The organism is Cohnella abietis, from assembly GCF_004295585.1.
Classification (GTDB): domain Bacteria; phylum Bacillota; class Bacilli; order Paenibacillales; family Paenibacillaceae; genus Cohnella; species Cohnella abietis.
In genome coordinates this window covers 54,081-72,754 of the sequence record NZ_AP019400.1, presented here as the reverse complement: position 1 = coordinate 72,754, position 18,674 = coordinate 54,081, and the positions used below count along the sequence as shown (strand labels likewise).

At 47.0% G+C, this 18,674-nt stretch carries 19 protein-coding genes; 1 reads left to right on the top strand and 18 read right to left on the bottom strand.

Annotated elements, in window-relative coordinates:
• From KCTCHS21_RS00325 to pth, 9 genes are all read right to left on the bottom strand, one after another.
• Entirely contained in the window at positions 1–1,734 is a 1,734-nt protein-coding gene (locus KCTCHS21_RS00325; RefSeq protein ID WP_130604603.1) for a polysaccharide biosynthesis protein, read from the bottom strand.
• Between the two features lie 177 nt (positions 1,735–1,911).
• Positions 1,912–2,454, bottom strand: coding sequence for a stage V sporulation protein T (gene spoVT / locus KCTCHS21_RS00320; protein WP_130604602.1), 543 nt, complete (start codon positions 2,452–2,454; stop codon positions 1,912–1,914).
• A 433-nt stretch (positions 2,455–2,887) separates the two neighbouring features.
• Positions 2,888–3,781 (bottom strand): MetQ/NlpA family ABC transporter substrate-binding protein, encoded by an 894-nt coding sequence (locus KCTCHS21_RS00315; protein WP_130604601.1) that lies wholly within the window; start codon positions 3,779–3,781, stop codon positions 2,888–2,890.
• Positions 3,782–3,861: 80 nt separating this feature from the next.
• Complete coding sequence (locus KCTCHS21_RS00310) at positions 3,862–4,530, bottom strand: methionine ABC transporter permease (protein WP_130604600.1); 669 nt, start codon at positions 4,528–4,530, stop codon at positions 3,862–3,864.
• The gene (locus KCTCHS21_RS00305) at positions 4,527–5,312 is read right to left on the bottom strand and encodes a methionine ABC transporter ATP-binding protein (RefSeq protein WP_130604599.1); all 786 of its coding nucleotides are present in this window, start codon (positions 5,310–5,312) and stop codon (positions 4,527–4,529) included. The genes KCTCHS21_RS00310 and KCTCHS21_RS00305 overlap by 4 nt, the downstream gene beginning before the upstream one ends.
• Before the next feature lie 492 nt (positions 5,313–5,804).
• Positions 5,805–6,884, bottom strand: coding sequence for a peptidylprolyl isomerase (locus KCTCHS21_RS00300; RefSeq protein WP_130604598.1), 1,080 nt, complete (start codon positions 6,882–6,884; stop codon positions 5,805–5,807).
• On the bottom strand, positions 6,871–10,392 hold the full coding sequence (gene mfd, locus KCTCHS21_RS00295; protein WP_130604597.1) for a transcription-repair coupling factor: 3,522 nt from the start codon (positions 10,390–10,392) through the stop codon (positions 6,871–6,873). The genes KCTCHS21_RS00300 and mfd overlap by 14 nt, the downstream gene beginning before the upstream one ends.
• Positions 10,393–10,602: 210 nt before the next feature.
• Entirely contained in the window at positions 10,603–10,833 is a 231-nt protein-coding gene (locus tag KCTCHS21_RS00290) for an anti-sigma-F factor Fin (RefSeq protein WP_130604596.1), read from the bottom strand.
• A gap of 83 nt (positions 10,834–10,916) precedes the next feature.
• Positions 10,917–11,483 (bottom strand): aminoacyl-tRNA hydrolase, encoded by a 567-nt coding sequence (pth, locus tag KCTCHS21_RS00285; RefSeq protein ID WP_130604595.1) that lies wholly within the window; start codon positions 11,481–11,483, stop codon positions 10,917–10,919.
• A gap of 125 nt (positions 11,484–11,608) precedes the next feature.
• Here pth and KCTCHS21_RS00280 point away from each other — a divergent pair, with 125 nt between their 5' ends.
• Positions 11,609–11,803 (top strand): hypothetical protein, encoded by a 195-nt coding sequence (locus KCTCHS21_RS00280; protein ID WP_179952653.1) that lies wholly within the window; start codon positions 11,609–11,611, stop codon positions 11,801–11,803.
• Between the two features lie 111 nt (positions 11,804–11,914).
• Here the strand turns inward: KCTCHS21_RS00280 and KCTCHS21_RS00275 are convergent, their stop codons facing one another.
• From KCTCHS21_RS00275 to veg, 9 genes are all read right to left on the bottom strand, one after another.
• Positions 11,915–12,559 carry a 50S ribosomal protein L25 gene (locus tag KCTCHS21_RS00275; RefSeq protein ID WP_130604594.1) on the bottom strand — a complete coding sequence of 215 codons (645 nt, stop codon included), beginning with the start codon at positions 12,557–12,559 and terminating at the stop codon, positions 11,915–11,917.
• A gap of 65 nt (positions 12,560–12,624) precedes the next feature.
• Positions 12,625–13,581: a ribose-phosphate diphosphokinase gene (locus KCTCHS21_RS00270; protein ID WP_130604593.1), complete on the bottom strand. Its 957-nt coding sequence runs from the start codon at positions 13,579–13,581 to the stop codon at positions 12,625–12,627.
• A gap of 13 nt (positions 13,582–13,594) precedes the next feature.
• On the bottom strand, positions 13,595–15,001 hold the full coding sequence (gene glmU, locus KCTCHS21_RS00265) for a bifunctional UDP-N-acetylglucosamine diphosphorylase/glucosamine-1-phosphate N-acetyltransferase GlmU (protein ID WP_130604592.1): 1,407 nt from the start codon (positions 14,999–15,001) through the stop codon (positions 13,595–13,597).
• A 116-nt stretch (positions 15,002–15,117) separates the two neighbouring features.
• Positions 15,118–15,402 carry a septation regulator SpoVG gene (gene spoVG / locus KCTCHS21_RS00260; RefSeq protein WP_130604591.1) on the bottom strand — a complete coding sequence of 95 codons (285 nt, stop codon included), beginning with the start codon at positions 15,400–15,402 and terminating at the stop codon, positions 15,118–15,120.
• 108 nt (positions 15,403–15,510) lie between these two features.
• Positions 15,511–15,909: a RidA family protein gene (locus KCTCHS21_RS00255; protein ID WP_130604590.1), complete on the bottom strand. Its 399-nt coding sequence runs from the start codon at positions 15,907–15,909 to the stop codon at positions 15,511–15,513.
• Between the two features lie 39 nt (positions 15,910–15,948).
• Positions 15,949–16,770 carry a pur operon repressor gene (gene purR / locus KCTCHS21_RS00250; protein ID WP_130604589.1) on the bottom strand — a complete coding sequence of 274 codons (822 nt, stop codon included), beginning with the start codon at positions 16,768–16,770 and terminating at the stop codon, positions 15,949–15,951.
• 102 nt (positions 16,771–16,872) lie between these two features.
• Positions 16,873–17,730, bottom strand: a complete 858-nt coding sequence (gene ispE / locus KCTCHS21_RS00245) for a 4-(cytidine 5'-diphospho)-2-C-methyl-D-erythritol kinase (protein WP_130604588.1) — start codon at positions 17,728–17,730, stop codon at positions 16,873–16,875.
• 213 nt (positions 17,731–17,943) lie between these two features.
• Positions 17,944–18,126 carry a small, acid-soluble spore protein, alpha/beta type gene (locus KCTCHS21_RS00240; protein WP_130604587.1) on the bottom strand — a complete coding sequence of 61 codons (183 nt, stop codon included), beginning with the start codon at positions 18,124–18,126 and terminating at the stop codon, positions 17,944–17,946.
• Positions 18,127–18,265: 139 nt separating this feature from the next.
• Positions 18,266–18,541: a biofilm formation stimulator Veg gene (gene veg, locus KCTCHS21_RS00235; RefSeq protein WP_115995944.1), complete on the bottom strand. Its 276-nt coding sequence runs from the start codon at positions 18,539–18,541 to the stop codon at positions 18,266–18,268.
• Positions 18,542–18,674 lie beyond the last annotated feature (133 nt).

Here is an 18,674-nt window from a genome sequence, read left to right as displayed (position 1 = left end):
TCATCCTTCCTGGGATTGAGATGTTTTGATTGGGCGCTGAGCGATCTTATGTAAGCGCAGCAGCCATGTATCGATACGGCTGCCGGATAGCCCCGGCAGCTCTCGCCATTGCGGCGGAGTGATGGCGCCTAGGGCGACGAGCGCCGCGGCGAAGATGGCGGCCCCGACTGCGACGCCCGGCAGGGCGACGAGGAGGGCCGCTAGGCGCGTGGGCAGGGCGGCGGTTAGCGCGCCTAGCCCTAGCGCAGTGAGCGCGACCGCGGCCGCCATGGCGGCGAGCGCCGCGGTTGAGCGCCACGCGACGGTTAGGCGCGGGGCTGGCAGTTGAACGCGCTGACGTAAGGATAGCGCGTTCAGCAGTGCGGCGGTGGCGTAAGCCACTGCCATCGCGGCGGCTGCGCCGCGTATGCCGTACGCGGGCACTAGTGCCGCGTTGAGCGTAAGCTTCAGCAGCACCGCTGCTGCAAGATTGACCGCAGGCGCCCGCAGGCTGCCCATGCCCTGCAGCAGTGCGGCGCTCACCGCCTGCAGCGTGCCGCCCACTGCGGCAAAAGCGATAATCACCATCGCGGCAGTACCGCTACCATCAGAGAATAAAGCTTTATTGATAGGCGAAGCAAGCAATGCCAATCCGATTGCAGCGGCACCGCCAAACCACCAAGCCAGACGCATGGCAAATACGGCCCGCTCAGCAAACCCAGCTTCATCACCGCGAGCCCGAGCAGCGGTCAGCGCCGGAACGAGCACCGATGCCGCGCCAGCAGCGCCCATAACAACAAGCTGCAGCAAAGCGACACCGCGATTGTAGATGCCATACTGAGCTAGAGACCACACCGCTTCCACATCCCCCTGCTGCAACAAACGAGGAAGCGAGAAAGCATCGATCAGTCCAAGTAAAGGAGCGACAACAGAAGCAATGGCTACGGGAATAGCCACTCCTACAATCTTTTTCAGCAGAGCCCTCCGAGTTTCTGGCAGCTTCACAATCCGAATAGGCTGACCTGATGCTCCAAGACCTTGACTACTGAAGGTCATCTTAGCCCCTTTCGAGCGGACGATCACTGGTTTCTGAGTCCGTCCTTTTCCCGTGACCCATAGCATGGCAAGAAGCCCTGCAATGGCACCTGCAGCTAATCCACCATGCACTGCTGCAGCAGTAGAGGCAGATGACCATCCCGCCCGAACCGCCCAAATAAGGGCTATTAGCATAAATGCAACGCGTGCGAATTGTTCAGACAGCTGCGATATCGCAGGACGAAGCATCTGCATCTGTCCCTGCCGGTATCCTCTTAGAACTGCAGTAATTGGCGCAAACAGCAGCGCGAAGGAAGACATCCGAATAGCAGGTGCTGCAGATTCAAGCCCCATCCATCCCGCTAATAAATCTGCTCCGAACCATAACAACCCGAACATGAGCAGACCACTAATGCCCAGCAGTCCCAATGACCAACGCAGCACCCGCTGTGCCCCTTGCTCATCGCCGTGAGCTGATCTCTCCGCCACAAGTGCACTGACTGCGACAGGAATCCCAGCGGCAGCAAGCGTCATCCACATGACGGCAAGTGCATACACCGCGCTGTACAGACCAAACACTTCATCCCCCGCCATGTTCTGCAGTGGTATTTTCTGAAGCGTACCTATCAGCTTAGACAGTAGAGCTGCTCCTCCTAGTAATGCTGCCCCTTGCCAGATCGCCTTTTTGCCAATTCCCTCGGATTTGTGACCTTCTCGCATTCGGTACCATTCCCCATTCCATTATCGATAACCCGAATACATTTTCTATCCTGCTCATTTTCCCGTATCATGGCTCGTTGTTTAGATTATAATCTAAAGCCGCATAGCAAAAAAGCTCCCCAACGAACAGATATCGCTTCTGCTCAGGGAAACTTTTTCACTTATTGCTATTTAGTCCTACTGTTCCATCTGTTTAGCGAGAAAACCCGCTGCCGTTTCCACCATCTTGCTTTCCATTTCCCCCATGTTTACCGACTCATCCTTGCTAAGAAGGACAACGGTTCCGATAGGGTCACCACTTGCAATGATAGGTGCCGCAACAAAAGAGCCAATTGTCTCATTAATGTCGCGTAGAACCTCATAGCTACCAGTGCTCGGCTCAACAATAATTTTACGGTTTTCCATACAGGTTTCAAGCAAATTCCCAACGGCCTTGTCCAAGTATTCCTTCTTGGATGCCCCTGCAACAGCAATGAAGGTATCGCGATCTGAAATCATGGCGATGTGTCCTGTGCTTTCGGACAAAGACTCGGCATATTCCTTCGCGAAATCACCTAGCTCCCCAATCGGAGAATATTTTTTAAGAATAACCTCGCCATCCCGATCCACAAAAATTTCTAATGGATCTCCTTCTCGGATACGAAGCGTGCGACGGATTTCCTTAGGAATGACGACCCTTCCGAGGTCATCAATACGGCGTACAATCCCGGTTGCTTTCATAGCTCTTGTTGCCCCACTTTCATTGTGTATTCAATCTTAGCTACCGGCCCGAATGACTTACCGGCCTTTATGACGAACGTGTTCAATCGGAAAAAGGTGACAGCGAATTGTAGATGTAGTATTCAACCTCTGCCATTTTCTTATGCGTTCACCCTTGACTGGAGTATTCATCCATTTAGAGGCAATCATTCGGTCGAGCTTCATTATACCGGAGGCACACGTTTGTTGCCAACAGCTTGCTGATTCTTCACAGCAAGATTATCATTGCCATTCGTTATCTTTTAAAACCAAAAAACCCTCTCCGCAAAGAGCATGGAGACCGGCGTCTCTAGGCTCCTTACGAAGAGGGTTTCTACAAATCGTTTATTTTTTAATTTCTGATCATTAATCATTTCTCATCGATAATTACTGATCATTAATCATTTCTCATTGATCAGAATGCTGGAACTACCCCTACTCCATAAGTATCCGTAATAAATTTCTTAACGTCAGGAGTTGTAAGTGCCGCATCTAGCTTCTTGATAGCGTCTTTGTTCTCGTCGCCTTTACGAACAACTATAATATTCGCATAAGGTGAGTTAGCATCTTCACGGAACAAAGCTGTATTCGGATCTATTTTAGCCTCAAGAATAAGATTTGTGTTAATGATTGCGCCGTCCAGATCAGGTAATGAACGTGGCAATGTAGCAGAATCCGCTTCTACGAACTTCAATTTTAATGGATTTTCTACAATGTCCTTCGGAGTGGCTTCATAAGTCGTGATTCCCTCTTTAATCTTGATTAGGCCTTGTGCCTCAAGTAACACTAATGCCCGATATTCATTAGAAGGGTTGTTTGGAATACCGATAGTTGCACCCTCCTTAATGTCTTCCTTCGATTTCAGCTTGCTGGAGTAAAAACCGATCGGCTCTACGTGAACTTTAGTCGTTACAACGAAATCATAGCCCTTCTCATTCTTAATGGAATCTAAATACGGTACGTGTTGAAAATAGTTTGCGTCGATTTGGCCTTCTTTAAGGGCAGGGTTAAGCTGACCTTCATCATCCAATATAACAACCTCTAGATTAACACCTTGCTCCTTCAGCGCTGGCTTAATATGCTCTAGGATAACCGCGTGAGGTACTGCTGCCGCACCCACTTTAAGAGTAACCTCTGGTTCTGGTTCCGGGGACGGGCTATTGGATTCCGATGCCTCCGGTGAATTAGATGTTGCAGCTGATGGTGATGGAGATGATTCATTTTTTTTGTTGTTCGAACCGCACCCTGTGACCACCGCACTAAAAATAACAAATAACGAAATCAGGACAAACAAGCTTTTCTTGGACATTCTCTCTCACTCCCACTCTCTATTTTTGTATCTATTTGTTGAAGCTGTGAAACCTAGAATCATTGAATACAAGTCCTTTACTAATCCAGTTTATAACGTCTTCTGTTAATCGATTTAGCAATATAATCGCCTGTCCACTGAATGATCTGCACCATCAAAATAATAATAGCCACGGTAGAAAACATAATATCTTCCCTGAATCTCATGTAACCAAACCTGATGGCGAGACTCCCAAGTCCTCCTGCTCCTATGGCCCCAGCTACCGCTGTTAGCTCAGTAACTGCGATAATTGCAATAGTCAGACTCCGAACTAATGCTGGTAAAGCCTCAGGAATTAATACTCGGAAAATAATGTCGAAGGGAGAAGCCCCAAAGGCCTTAGCCGCTTCGATTTTGCCCAAAGCCACTTCCTTCAGAGAGCTCTCAATGATTCGCCCAAGGAAGGGGGCTGCCCCGATGGATAACGAGACAATCGCAGCAGTAGGTCCAAGTGAGGTACCTACTACCCATCTCGCAACAGGTAAAAGCAGAACGATTAATATAATGAATGGGAGCGAACGCACTCCATTAATAATGACGCTAACAATCCTGTGGACTATCCGCGCCTCTAGCACGTTCCCTTTTTCCGTAACCACTAGCGTTATTCCAAGCAATAAACCTAATATAATAGAGAAAAATGATGACCATACGAGCATATAGAGCGTCTGACAAAAAGCATTCCATAGTAGATCAAGCAGATCGTCTCTCATATGCCAGCACCTACTCCCTCTATGACATGCCGCCTTTGACGATAGTACTCGATAATATTCACGAATCTGCGCGCCGTATCGCTCTCCGGATTAAGGAAAAATTTATCTACGGTTCCCGTCTCAACAATTCTGCCTTGTTCAATAACAGCGACGTTATTACAGATATGCTGAAGGACATCAAGCTCGTGGGTTATAAGCACAATCGTTAGCTTAAGCTTTATATTGATTTCTTGAAGTAGCTCTAATATGGAATACGTCGTCTGCGGATCTAAAGCTGATGTGGCCTCGTCACACAGCAAAACGTCAGGCTCATTCGCGAGGGCCCTTGCAATCCCCACGCGCTGCTTCTGTCCCCCACTTAATTGCGAAGGGTAAGCATTTACCTTATCACTGAGGTGCACCATATCCAGAACCTCGAGAACACGTTTCTGAATATGAGCTTTATCGTGACCTGCAACCTTCAATGGGAAGGCAATATTATCAAATACCGTCTTGGCCTCTAATAGATTAAATTCTTGAAAGATCATTCCTATTTTCTGTCTAGCTTGTCGCAGCTGCTTCTGATTAAGATCCGTGACGACGGTATCGCCTATGACGATACTGCCAGAATCCGGCTCTTCCAACCGATTAATACAACGAACCAACGTGGACTTGCCAGCACCACTGAACCCAATGATGCCGAATATATCGCCGCGCCCGATAGTTAAATCCAGGTCTTTCAGCGCTGTAAAGGTGTTGTTAGCGATTTTATAAGACTTACTTAGCTTGCTTATGACAATCATGAATTCACCTCCGTGCAACGACTAAAAACCAAGCTCCTGTTACGCACATAAATAAGTGCGGCGGAGCTTAGTTTCCAGCGTTCTGGTCAACTAAATTGTTAATACCAAGTATACCTATTGGTTTTTATTTAATTTAGTTCATAGGAGATCACTTGTCAAGTCCTTTGTTATAATCTCCGAGAAAACAAGCTATAAGCGATCTATCAAGATTCGTCTTTTTGCGAGCCCCTCTGCTCCCCGGACTTCCTGAGCGAACTACACATACCTGTCTGCCAACCCATATGTGTAGTTCACTCAGCAAGTTAAAATCGAAGGACCACGTAAAACGACTTCACCGTCCTTGGGATGGCGGTACATGCTGAATCGGGCGATTAGTGAAATAAAGAACCAAAAAAACTTAAACTTTCCAATCGTACAAAAAAAGACGTCCACAGAACCGATCGTTATATCCGATCGCAGTTCCGTAGACGTCTTTAATCCGTTCGTTATAGCTTACTTAGAGGACCCCGAAGCGCTCGGTGAAGCACTTGGAGACGCACTTGGTGATGCTGAAGGAGAAGCGCTAGGAGAGCCTGACGCGGTAGGCGTAGGTTCTGCCGGCAACGTTACCTTGATACCCAGCTTGTCCTGTTCTTTCGTTAAGAAATCGCCCAATAGGGTTGTAGCAACAGCAACTGACAGCTTGTCTTTATCTTCCTTAACAAGCTTGTCGTACGGTGTTGCCTCACGGCTTTCGACTTTCATGACGTGATAGCCGAATTGCGTACGAACAGGGTCGCCTACTTTACCGATTTCCTGCTTGTTTGCCGCTTCTTTAAATTCAGGCACCCATACTCCTGCCTTTTGCTTCTCGTATAAGCCGCCTGTTTCTTTGGAGCTAGGATCTGTGGAATATTCTTTAGCTAGAGCATTCCAGTCTCCGCCTGCTTCCAGCTTCACTTTAACTTCTTTAGCAAGCTTAAGCGCATCTTCGTCTGATTTTAATTGCGCATTAGTAGATGGGTCAGACGTGCCGATTAGAATGTGACGAAGGGTAACCACGTTAAAATCGGAAGGATTTTTATCGAATTCTGTTTTAATTTCTTCTTCGGTAACCTTAGCTTTCAGCTCTTCACCTTTAGTGGTGTAATATTTCTCGAAAGCTGCATCGATCTTAAAGAATGCAACCGCATCTTTAACCGTTAGCTTACTAGTCTTCATATGTTCCTTAAGCTCAGGAGTTGATTTCATTCCGTCTTCCAGCTGCTTCTTAAAAGTAGCTGCAGCCGTATCAACTTCCTTGAGATTGTCTTTGGATACCTCTTTAATTAGTACCTTTGACACGATGAATTGCTTAATGAATTGTTCTTTAAACTGTGGTATCGACATATACATCGCTTTCTGTTGGTTCATTAAAGCAGTAAATGCTGCGTATTTATCGAACTCTTTGTCTGTAATTTCCCCACCTGTATACGAAGCAATAACCTTACCTTCTTCTTTCTTACCGCAACCGGAAATAATTGCGACTAGCATGACAGCTGCCAGCATAAGCATAGCGAACCGGCGGTATGACATGCGATTACGGTGCAACATCCTGTAGTTCCCCCTTTGATTTTGTCGCTTCTTTATATTGTACCAGAAAATCCTCTACCAACGCCAATAAGGCGTTCTCATCAAGCCCTCTCACCTTCAGGCGGATAAGGAGCTGCTGAGCAGTTATTGCCTGCACCATCCGGCCTTGGAACTTAGCTTCCAGTGCCTTAAGCTTGCTCGAATCGACATCCTCACGTCGACGCTCTTCGAGCTTTAATGTAACCTCATCCCCACGTCGGACTATGGATTCAATTCCATATTGTCGTCCGTATACCTTCAGCCTAACAACCGTCATCAGATTAAGCACCGCTTTAGGCGGCTCACCGAAACGGTCCATCAGCTCTTCGAATAAGTCTGCAACATCTTCTAAAGAAGTGGCTGCTGCTACCTTCTTATATATTTCGATTTTTTGAATGCTGTCGTAAATATATTCCGGAGGCAAATAAGCATCTACACCCAGATCCAGCTGTGTGTTAACAGGCTGAGGCGGCAGTACGACGCCACCCATCTCGGATTTGCGGCTTTGTATTTCTTCTGCGAGCATCTGTGAGTACAAATCAAAGCCAACAGAGGCAATGAATCCGTGCTGTTCAGCGCCAAGCAAATTACCCGCTCCGCGGATAGTCAAATCACGCATAGCAATCTTGAATCCGGAGCCCAGCTCCGTGAATTCCTTGATTGATTGCAGCCTTTTCTCAGCAACCTCTGTTAATACCTTGTCCCGTTGGTACGTAAAGTACGCATAGGCGATACGATTAGAGCGTCCGACACGACCCCGAAGCTGGTAAAGCTGCGATAAGCCCATCCGGTCCGCATCATGTACAAGAAGCGTGTTCACGTTCGGGATATCTACTCCGGTCTCTATAATACTCGTACTAACTAGCACGTCGTATTCCCCATCTAAGAAATCCAAGATAGTCCGCTCAAGCTCTTGCTCCGACATTTGACCATGGGCTACGGCAACACGAGCATCCGGTACGAGAGCACTAATCTGCTCTGCCATCTGGTAGATGCCTTGAACACGGTTGAACAAATAATATACTTGCCCATCGCGAGCTAATTCCCGCTCAACGGCTTCCCGTATAAGCGTTGGGCTATACTCGACGACATAGGTTTGAACAGGAAAACGATTTTCCGGTGGCGTCTCTATAACGGACAAATCTCGTACCCCGAGCATGGACATATGAAGCGTGCGGGGAATAGGAGTAGCCGTCAGGGTCAGCACATCCACATTGGTTTTGATTCTCTTCAGCTTTTCCTTATGTGTAACTCCGAAGCGCTGCTCCTCATCCACGATAAGCAAGCCTAGCTCTTTGAAAATAATATCCTGTGACAGCAAACGATGTGTACCAATGACAACATCAACCGTCCCTGCCTTCAAGCCCTTCATTGTATCCGTCTGTTCCTTGCGTGTCCGGAAACGGCTTAGAACTTTAATATTGAACGGATACCCGGAGAATCTCTCGCGGAATGTCTCATAATGCTGCTGAGCAAGAATAGTTGTCGGCACTAGGACTGCAACCTGTTTCCCTTCAATGGCAGCCTTAAACGCCGCACGAATAGCGACTTCCGTTTTGCCATAGCCAACGTCTCCACACAGCAGGCGATCCATCGGACGAGCAGTTTGCATGTCTTCTTTAATTTCACGAATAGCACGAAGCTGATCTACAGTTTCCTCGTAAGGGAACATTTCTTCGAATTCCTGCTGGTAAGGAGTGTCCTCCCCGAATCCGAAACCAACCGTAGATTGCCGTGCCGCATATAGCTTAATTAGATCATCGGCGATATCCTGCACGGAGGACCTAACCTTCGATTTAGCTCGATTCCAATCAGATCCGCCGAGCTTGCTTACCTTCGGCTCCTTATCCTCATTGCCCACATATTTTTGAATAAGATCGAATTGCTCTACAGGAACGGAAAGACGATCCCCCGCCGCATAGACGATATGAAGATAGTCCTTATGAATACCGCCGACCTCGAGTGTCCCAATTCCAAGATATTTACCCACACCGTGGTTCTGGTGCACGACATAATCCCCGACTTTGAGCTCGGTGTAGCTTTTAATTCTCTCTGCATTGTCCAGATGACGATCTACCCGACGAGCCTTACGTTGCTTCTGGGTAAACATCTCACCTTCCGTAATGACAACCAGCTTAATAGATGGCAGCTCAAAACCACTCTGCAGATTACCCTGCAAAATTTCCGGTGCCTCAATCTGGTAATCTTCCAATACCCGTCTCATTCTATCTGCGCGTTCGGAATTGCCCGCGAGCATAACGATCTTAATTCCGCCTTTGCGCCAACGTTCCATCTCAGCCTTGAGAACGTTCATCTGTCCATGGAAATTTTGCATCGAGCGACAGACGAAATTAATGATGTTCTGGGGCTGCGTATGAGGAATTTGGCGAACGAACAAGGACATATATACCGTCTGAAAACCTTTCGGATAGAGCGCTTGCTCAGCTGGGACAGCCAGAACAAAGCCAGGCAATGACTTGCCTTGCTGTAGAAGGTGGGTCGTCCACTCCGATTCGTCGCGTTCAAGCTGACGAGCTGTTTCACCTAGCCTGTTCGGCTCATCCATGAGCAGAACAGTGTCCTTCGGAATGTAGTCCAGCAGTGTCTGCCGTTCCGGATAGAGCAAAGAAATATATTTGTAAATTTCGGTAAAATAAACATTTTGCCGCAGGAGCTCAATCTCTCGAGAAATCTCTGAGCTCAAGCGTTCCTTCGCTTGACGATCAGCCATCTTCTCCAGCTGCTTCTCCAACAAATCCTGAGCATGCTTGGCTGCATTCTGGAAGCGTCTCTCACCTGCAATCCATTCCCGGCAAGGCTGTACGGTATAGCTCTCTAGCTTATCGATAGATCTTTGATCCGCAGGATCGAACGTTCGAATAGAATCAATCTCATCATCAAACCACTCCACCCGATACGCACTTGAAGAGGCAAGTGGGAAGAAATCTACAATCCCTCCACGCACACTCAGATGGCTCTTCTGCTCAACCCGATCTACCCGTTCATAGCCTAATTCAATCATGCCACGAAGGAACTGCTCCATCGGCAAAGTGTCGCCGACCTTAAGATCAATGTGCGCCTCAGACATCGTTAGCAGGTCTGGCTGGAATTTCCGAACACCCGCGAACGGCACGACAATAATGCCGCGGAAGCCTTCCGCAAGCTTGAGCAATACCTCTAGTCGACGAGCCGACGTTTCAGGGCTGGAGATCGCGGTTTCCGCTGCAATAAGCTCATTAGCTGGATAGAGCAGAACTTCATCGGTCGATAGACACTCTTGCAGATCATCCGTCATTTTTTGTGCCGAAAACATATTGTGTGTGATTACAAGAATAGGACGTTGTAATTCACGATACATCCCGGCAAGAGTCACTTGACGAGCGGAGCCAGACAAGCCTGCAACGAGCTGCTCCCGCATTCCACCCTTTAATCCTTGTATGATGCTAATTAAATCGGGATCCGTTACTAACGATTGGATTAGCGGCTTCATGGCATTTCCCCTCTCGATACAAACACACCGACTGCTCGAAGTTCAACAGCCAATGCAGTACTTTACCTTACAGTATGTGGTCGATAATGACAGACGTTTATACATACGTATATCCAATCTGTAGAAATGGTGCCCCTCTTAAATCACTGAAAAAAGCCCCGGCGCAAGCCAAGGACTCCTTGAGGATGTCGGAGCGTGAAGTTTCAGCATTTATTGCAGTGGATTAGACAGCAAGGCGAGCTCCGGATGAGCGTCCAAGGTCTGACTGCAATACTCGCATATTACCCGTACGGTCACGTCCCCGTTGGAATTATACGCTATTATACGCTTTCGCTCTTCGGGGGTCAAGAAATGCAAGCCCAGACGATATTCTGGAACATCTGCATCCTCAAACCGTCCGAGTGACATACTGCAATGTCGGCAAATATAGTTCACAGCCATATGTATGCCTCCTGAAGTAAGGTTATGCGGCAGCTTCCGCCTCTTCCTCCAGTATTCCCGAAAAAACTCAAATTTAAGCGTCTTTACCCTTTAGCATTAAACTTGGCCATTGTCTGCTCGAAGGAGTGCTTTAATGAAAATTCGATCGCATCACATGCGTCTTCGATAGACTTGCCTAAGCTTTCCTTCTCTGACTTAGCGAAGGAGGACAGAACATAATCCGATATGACCATTCCTGGCTCAGGTCGAGAAATACCTACTCGCACACGATTAAATGTTTGTGTACCTGTATGCTGAATAATCGATTTAATTCCATTGTGCCCTCCAGGGCTACCCTGGTATCTCAGCCGTATGCGGCCAACCTCTGTATCCAGATCATCATACACTACAATAAGATCCTCAAGCTTTACTTTGTAAAAATCCATGAAAGCACGAAGCGATTCTCCTGACAGATTCATATAGGTCATAGGCTTTAGAAGGGCAACCTTCGTATCTCCTATACGTGTCTCTCCAATCAATGCTTTACACTTCTGCGTTCCGACATTGATATTCAATCGACGAGCTAATTCATCAACGACCATGAACCCCGCATTATGCCGTGTATGTACATAAGCAGCGCCCGGATTCCCTAAACCAACAATCCATCGCATATCTTTACTCAGCCTCCTGCTTAATTATAAAAATGAATATTTTTTTCTAATGCAACGTTTGACACCCCTCGTGTGTCCTAATGATTACAGAGTCCAATAGAGAAAGAGGGTGAATTGATGTGTACATGAACGGCCAAATGATTTATGATGATCGTCATTTCCTAGATCATATGTGTTCTGAGGTTCCAGTGCAAATTTATTGTGGGCGTCGTCACAGCGATATCGGGTTTATCGAATATTATGGCAAAGAATTCGTTCAGGTCAACAATATTTTCTACAATCGCAAGCAATTTACCTTTGTTTCCCGCCCAGGCTATTAGTATAAAGTAACAGCACCGAATGATCTGTTTCCTATCCAATCGCACAAGCATAAACAGGGCCGCGCTCAGCGCGGCCCTTTCTTCATACCCAGAGTCAGAGTAGAGTAACCCTTAGCTTATATCCACTGCCTGAGCGGCTTCATAATGCTTGCGGTCTTCCTCAGCCTCATCTGCCATAGCATCCAGCTGCTCCTCTGTACGCTCTTTCTGCGGAGCTAATACCGCAACAATTACGGTTGATGGGTCTTGGATAACTTCAACTCCAGCGGTTAGCTTCAGATCGCTAATGGAAAGATGCTCTCCCATGGCTAGGTTGCTCACATCCACAAAAATGGATTCTGGAATATCCTTCGGATAACACTCTATTTCTACCTCATGCAAGATCAACTGAAGCATTCCGCCTTCCTTTTCTCCCGGCGAAACCCCCGTTATTTCTAAGCGTGCAGCGGTTTTTATTTTCTCATTCATATTAATTCGGTGGAAGTCGATGTGCATCACCTGACGGGAAAGTGCGTCTCTCTGCAGGCCAGCCATCATTACAGGGTGTTTCCCAGCTCCAGGAATGTCAACTTCAATAACCGCATTCGCATGACTTCTCAGCATCAACGCAAGCTCTTTGGCGTCTATTGAAATATTAGTGGGACTAGCCAGTCCTTTACCATATATAACTCCTGGAATCTTACCCTCAGAACGGATGTTGCGCAGATCACCCTTACTTGCAATCGTACGTGCTTGTACCATAAGTGTCGAGCTCATGCCATTACCTCCTCAAAGCGTATACCTTTGTTTTACCCTAGGGAGGAGGTGATTAAACATTTATTTTACGCATGAGGCTCAAACAGCTTACTAATAGACTGATGCTTATGAATACGCACGATCGCTTCACCCATAAGCGGAGCAACAGATAATACTCGTAGCTTAGAGGTTCCGATTGGCTCATGAAGAGCAATTGTATCCGTCACAACGATCTCAACGATTGGAGAAGCCTCAAGACGCTCTATGGCCGGTCCAGAGAGAACAGGATGCGTACAGCATGCGTATATGTCCTTCGCTCCCGCTTCCTTTAACGCTTTAGCAGCTAACGCAATCGTACCCGCTGTATCGATAATGTCATCAATTAGAATAGCTGTGCGACCCGCTACGTCCCCAATAATATTCATGACCTCAACAACATTCGGCTCGGGCCTACGTTTATCAATGATAGCGAGAGGCGCCTGAAGGGTGTCTGCCAATCTCCGTGCCCGAACAACCCCACCATGATCTGGTGAGACAACAACTGGCAAAGGTAAGCCCTTCTCATGAAAATAATCCCCAAGAATAGGAACGCCCAGCAGGTGGTCAACTGGAATGTCGAAGAAGCCTTGAATTTGCATCGCATGCAGATCCATAGCAATCACTCTGTGGGCTCCTGCCTTTTCAATCAGATTAGCTACCAATTTCGCAGTAATCGGATCACGCGAACGGGCCTTGCGGTCTTGACGAGCATAACCATAATAAGGAATCACGACATTAATCGTCTTGGCAGACGCTCGTTTAAGAGCATCTACCATAACAAGCAGTTCAATTAGATGATCATTAACTGGAGCAGAGGTTGATTGAATAACATATACGTCGCTTCCTCTGACACTATCATCTAACCGTATATGAATTTCTCCATCGCTAAACTTGTTCATCTCAGCTTTACCAAGCTCAACACCAATATACTTGGCTATCTCATTTGCCAGCTTGGGATTAGAGCTGCAAGAAAATATTTTTAACTTCGATTCCGAATATGACATCACTCAGCCGCCTTTAGTCACTTTGTTTCTCTTCTTTTTTAATGCGAGCACGTGCCCTAATCTTCTCTGCATAGCCTGGCTTGTTAACCTGACGCTGGCGTGCGATCGCCAGATCGTTATCAGAAACATTATGCGTGATCGTTGACCCCGCTACAATGTAAGCTCCGCTACCGATCTTAACAGGAGCAATGAGATTGGAGTTACTGCCAACGAACGCGTTATCGCCAATTTCTGTCTTTGATTTATTATACCCGTCGTAGTTGGCTGTAATCGCGCCACAACCGATATTGACGTTAGAACCGACAACCGCATCTCCAACATAGCTCAAGTGAGGTACTTTGCTACCATCTCCGATAACTGTGTTCTTGATCTCGACGAAATCACCAATTTTGACGTTCTGTCCAAGCTTTGTTCCCGGCCTCAGATACGCATAAGGACCAATATTACAGCCCTCTCCGATTTCCGCGCCTTCAGTTACTGATTGGCGAATGGTTGTTCCATCGCCTACACTCGAGTCTTGAAGCTCTGATGCTGGCCCAATGATACAATCTGATCCAATTGAAGTCTGACCACGAAGGATAGTTCCTGGATAGATTATCGTATCTGCTCCAATCTTTACTTCAGACTCAATATAAGTATTCTGAGGATCTATTAAGGTAACTCCGTTTACTTGGTGACCCCTATTAATACGCAATCGCATAAACCGCTCCGCTTCTCCAAGCGCAATGCGGTCATTTACCCCGATAGCTTCAGCGGGATCATCTACTAAATAAGCAGCTATAGCATTACCTTCGCTTTGCAAGATCCCAATAACATCAGTTAAGTAATATTCACCCTGAGCATTCGTATTCGTTACCTGATTCAGCGCTTGAAATAGTTTACGATTATCGAAGCAATAAGTTCCGGTATTAATTTCTTTAATTGCGGCTTCTTCTACCGAACAATCTTTATGCTCTACGATGCGAAGCACACCATTGTCCGCACCTCTCACAATCCGACCATACCCTGCTGGATCATTCAATTCAGCAGTCAGAATAGTTGCTGAAGCTCCTTGCTGTAAATGTAGGGCAATCATCGCCTCAACGGTCTCAGAACGCACGAGAGGTGTATCTCCACATATAACAATGGTTACACCTTCTTCATCTTCCAGCATCGGCTTTGCCTGCATGACGGCATGCCCAGTACCCAATTGCTCGGCTTGTAGAGCATATTCAATAGATCCCCCAACTCCGAGGGTGCTTTGAACCGCTTCGGCCCCATGACCTACAATAACGATTGAGCGCTCGCAGGAAGCTCCGCGAACCGCATCTAGAACGTGACTAACCATTGGTTTTCCACAAACAGCGTGCAGCACCTTATATAATTTCGATTTCATGCGCTTGCCCTGTCCTGCAGCAAGCACGATCGCCATTTTCTTCATTAATAAACCCCTTCCTTTTTGCGTTTTGCGTATCATAAACTTCATCCGAATCATAGCGTATTCTCATGAAAATGAAAAGAGAGCCTTCAAGGGGCCCTCTTTTCGTATTTACTTTATTATGCCCCTTCGACCATAACTTCTTCTTCTTGCGCAGCACGCTCATATTCAGTCAATACTGCAGCTTGAATTTTCTCACGCGTTCCAGAAGAAATTGGATGAGCGATATCGCGAAACTCTCCGTCCGGGGTTCGTTTGCTCGGCATGGCGACAAACATCCCATTGTTTCCGTCAATGACGCGAATGTCGTGTACTACGAATTCGTTATCAATGGTGATCGACGCAATGGCTTTCATACGCCCCTCCGAATTGACGCGGCGGAGTCTCACATCTGTAATTTGCACTTGTGTTCACCACCTTTGTCCTCAGAAGAACTTGGTGTAATATTCCACAAAATCGTGCAGATTCCTTCTTTATTTTGGAAAAACTATTGTTAAAATTAAAATAATTTTTTAATTCCTGACAGTTTCGACATTAATCGCCGCAATCAATTCTATTTCGACAAAAACATCCTTTGGAAGCCTTGCCACTTCTACGGTTGAACGGGCTGGAGTATGGTCTCCAAAGTACGATGCATAGACCAAGTTGAACTCAGCAAATTGATTCATATCCTTTAAGAAAACAGTCGTTTTAATTACATCTTGGAAGCCAGCTCCCTCAGCTGCTAAAACCGCTTTCAAATTATCCAGCACTTGGTGAGTTTGCTCCTGAATCGTGCCTACGACAAGCTCTCCTGCAGGCGTTAGAGGAATTTGTCCCGAAGTAAATAGTAATTGACCATATCGAACAGCTTGCGCATAAGGGCCGATTGCGGCAGGAGCATCTGAAGTAGAAACAATTTTAAGATTCATGGGGTATTCCTCCTAGTAGTTGATAAAGCTTTTGTTAGTTTAGAAAAAGTTTCCTGGCTGCACATTAATTTGACGTGATTTCAAATCCACTTCTGTTAACCGGGCTAACGAGACATAATCATGCAGCAAACGCTCCTCGTTGTCTACCTCGCCAGATTCTACGAATACTCCGACTCCAGCAACAACTGCCCGGAATTCATGGAGTAAATCGACCATTCCTTGAATCGTTCCTCCGGCCTTCATGAAGTCATCGATAATGAGAACACGCGAAGCTTCCTTAAGTGCACGGCGAGCGAGTGACATCGTTTGGATGCGTTTAGTTGAGCCAGAAACGTAGTTAATGCTAACGGCAGAGCCTTCCGTCACTTTATGATCCCTACGCACAATGACAACCGGCAGGTTCAAATACTGGGCTGTAGCATGTGCGAGCGGTATCCCTTTCGTCTCAACCGTCATGATGACGTCAATGTTCCGATCTGAGAATGCAGATGCAAACATCCGTCCTACCTCTTGCATCATAGCAGGCTGTCCAAGCAGGTCTGTCATATATAAGTAACCGCCCGGGAGCAGCCGATCCGGCTGCTCTAGCTCGCGGCAAATCGAAATGATCTTCTCTAATGCCTGATCCTTGCGACACTTGGGAACGAAACGTACACCCCCAGCTGCCCCAGCTAAAGTATTAAGCTCGCCAATTCCTTCATCCTCGAATACTTCTTTAATAATCGCTAAATCCTCGCTAATAGAAGACTTAGCAGATTGATACCGTTCGGCGAATGCTGTTAGAGAAATTAACGTATGAGGACGGGCCAATAAATATTGCGTCATCTCCACGAGCCTAGCGCTGCGTTTCAATTTTTTCAAGTTCCCCTCTCCCGTCCAAATCCGAATATTTTAGGAGTATCATAACATTTTTATACGGGTTTTATCAAGAAAATCGGCTTGGTTTGGGGTTTTGCGCAAGCATTATGTTAACATTCTTACCACGTATACTTCCTTACAAAAACCTCTTAAAGCATTATAAACCCGTGCGACTTTGATTTCCTTGGACACAAGACCAAATACAGTCGGCCCGCTTCCGGACATTAACACCCCGTCAGCTCCAGCTTTAATCATGCAATCCTTAATTTGGCGAACCTCAGGATACCGATTAAGCGTCACATGCTCAAGCACATTGCCAAGGGAGTCGCACATATCAGGAAAGGATTGTCGCGACAGAGCGTCCAGCATGGCCGGGATAGACGGATGCTCCTTCAGATCGTTAACTCGGAATTTCCCATACACATCTGCGGTCGACACATTAATCGGCGGCTTAGCTAGTATGACCCAGCACTGCGGCGGAGGCGAGATGCTCTCTAGCTTCTCTCCGCGCCCTCTGGCAAGGGCAGTGCCTCCACGTATGCAGAAGGGCACATCAGAGCCTAGCTCCGCTCCTAGAACCTCTAGCTCATCTCTAGAGAGGCCGAGATCCCATAATCGGTTAAGACCTCTTAGCGTAGCCGCAGCATCGCTGCTTCCTCCCGCTAAGCCAGCGGCCACCGGAATTTGCTTATCCAGATGGATATAGACGCCTCTCTTAACTCCGTAACGCTCTTTAATAAGCTTAGCGGCTTGGAAAGCGAGATTCTTCTCATCAAGCGGTATAAAGCCCACTTGGCTGGACAGCACGATCTGATCTCTCGGGAGCTCTTCCATCTCCAAGCGATCAGCCAGATCGACCATCGTCATAATCATCTCAACTTCATGAAAGCCATCCTCCCGCTTACGAATAACATCCAGCAGCAGGTTAATTTTGGCAGGTGCCTTCACATATATTTTCGACAAGCTTATCACCTCTTTCCAAGTAAAACGGACATAGAACTTATACTCTCTATACGACGGCTTTCGCCTTCTTCAAATCAGCGCGAGCCCATATGCTTGTTATTCTTATTTTGACTGAACAGTTGTCCCATATTATAACAAACAGCGCCCTTAAATGCGAAAAAAGAGATCGAATCCCCTGTAACAGGAAAACGACCTCTTTTGTCGAGCACCTTCCTAAGACTGTGGGGGCCGGGCTATCGCTTGCTCAGCGATCTGAATGGCGCGTTTCACCATGTTACCGGCATCCTTAGTACGAATGCCTCCCCAGCCCTCATTCTGTACCGTATCGTAAAATCCCAGGTCCTTGGCAAGCTCCGCCTTGAATTGCTCAGACATGACGCTTCTTCTTCGGCTCATACCATTGCCTCCTCTACGTAGGGTAAGGACAGATTCGCCGCCATCCCCCGTATAGGATGCCTATCGGAAAGCCTATACATGCAAAACGGGCAGCACTGCGCTTAACTAGCGCGATGCTGCCCGTACAAATTTAACCGTGTCAGTGCGATAAATAATTGATGCGAACCTGGCCATCGTCATTGCACAGCATAACTTCCACGGATTCAGTCAAAATATCAGCATAACTGTACGAAACCCGCTTAAACGCGTGCTGTTCCTGATCCAGTTTAACAATGAAAACCGATGGGTAGATTTCTTCCAACACTCCTGTACGCTCGATGGTCTTGCGCCGTCCACCGTTGGCGCGGAGCATGATTTTGGAACCAACGTGCGGTTCCAGGCTTCGTTTGATCTCTAGAAGAGCGTTTTTAGCCATGATCCACTACCACCTCTTTCCCTGTAAATTATATCTAAAAACAGGGGAGGTGTCAAATGAGTAGAATATTATATCAACGAAGATGTTTTGATGTCAACGGTCATTTTCCTTGCTGGTGTAGGGTTTATCGAAA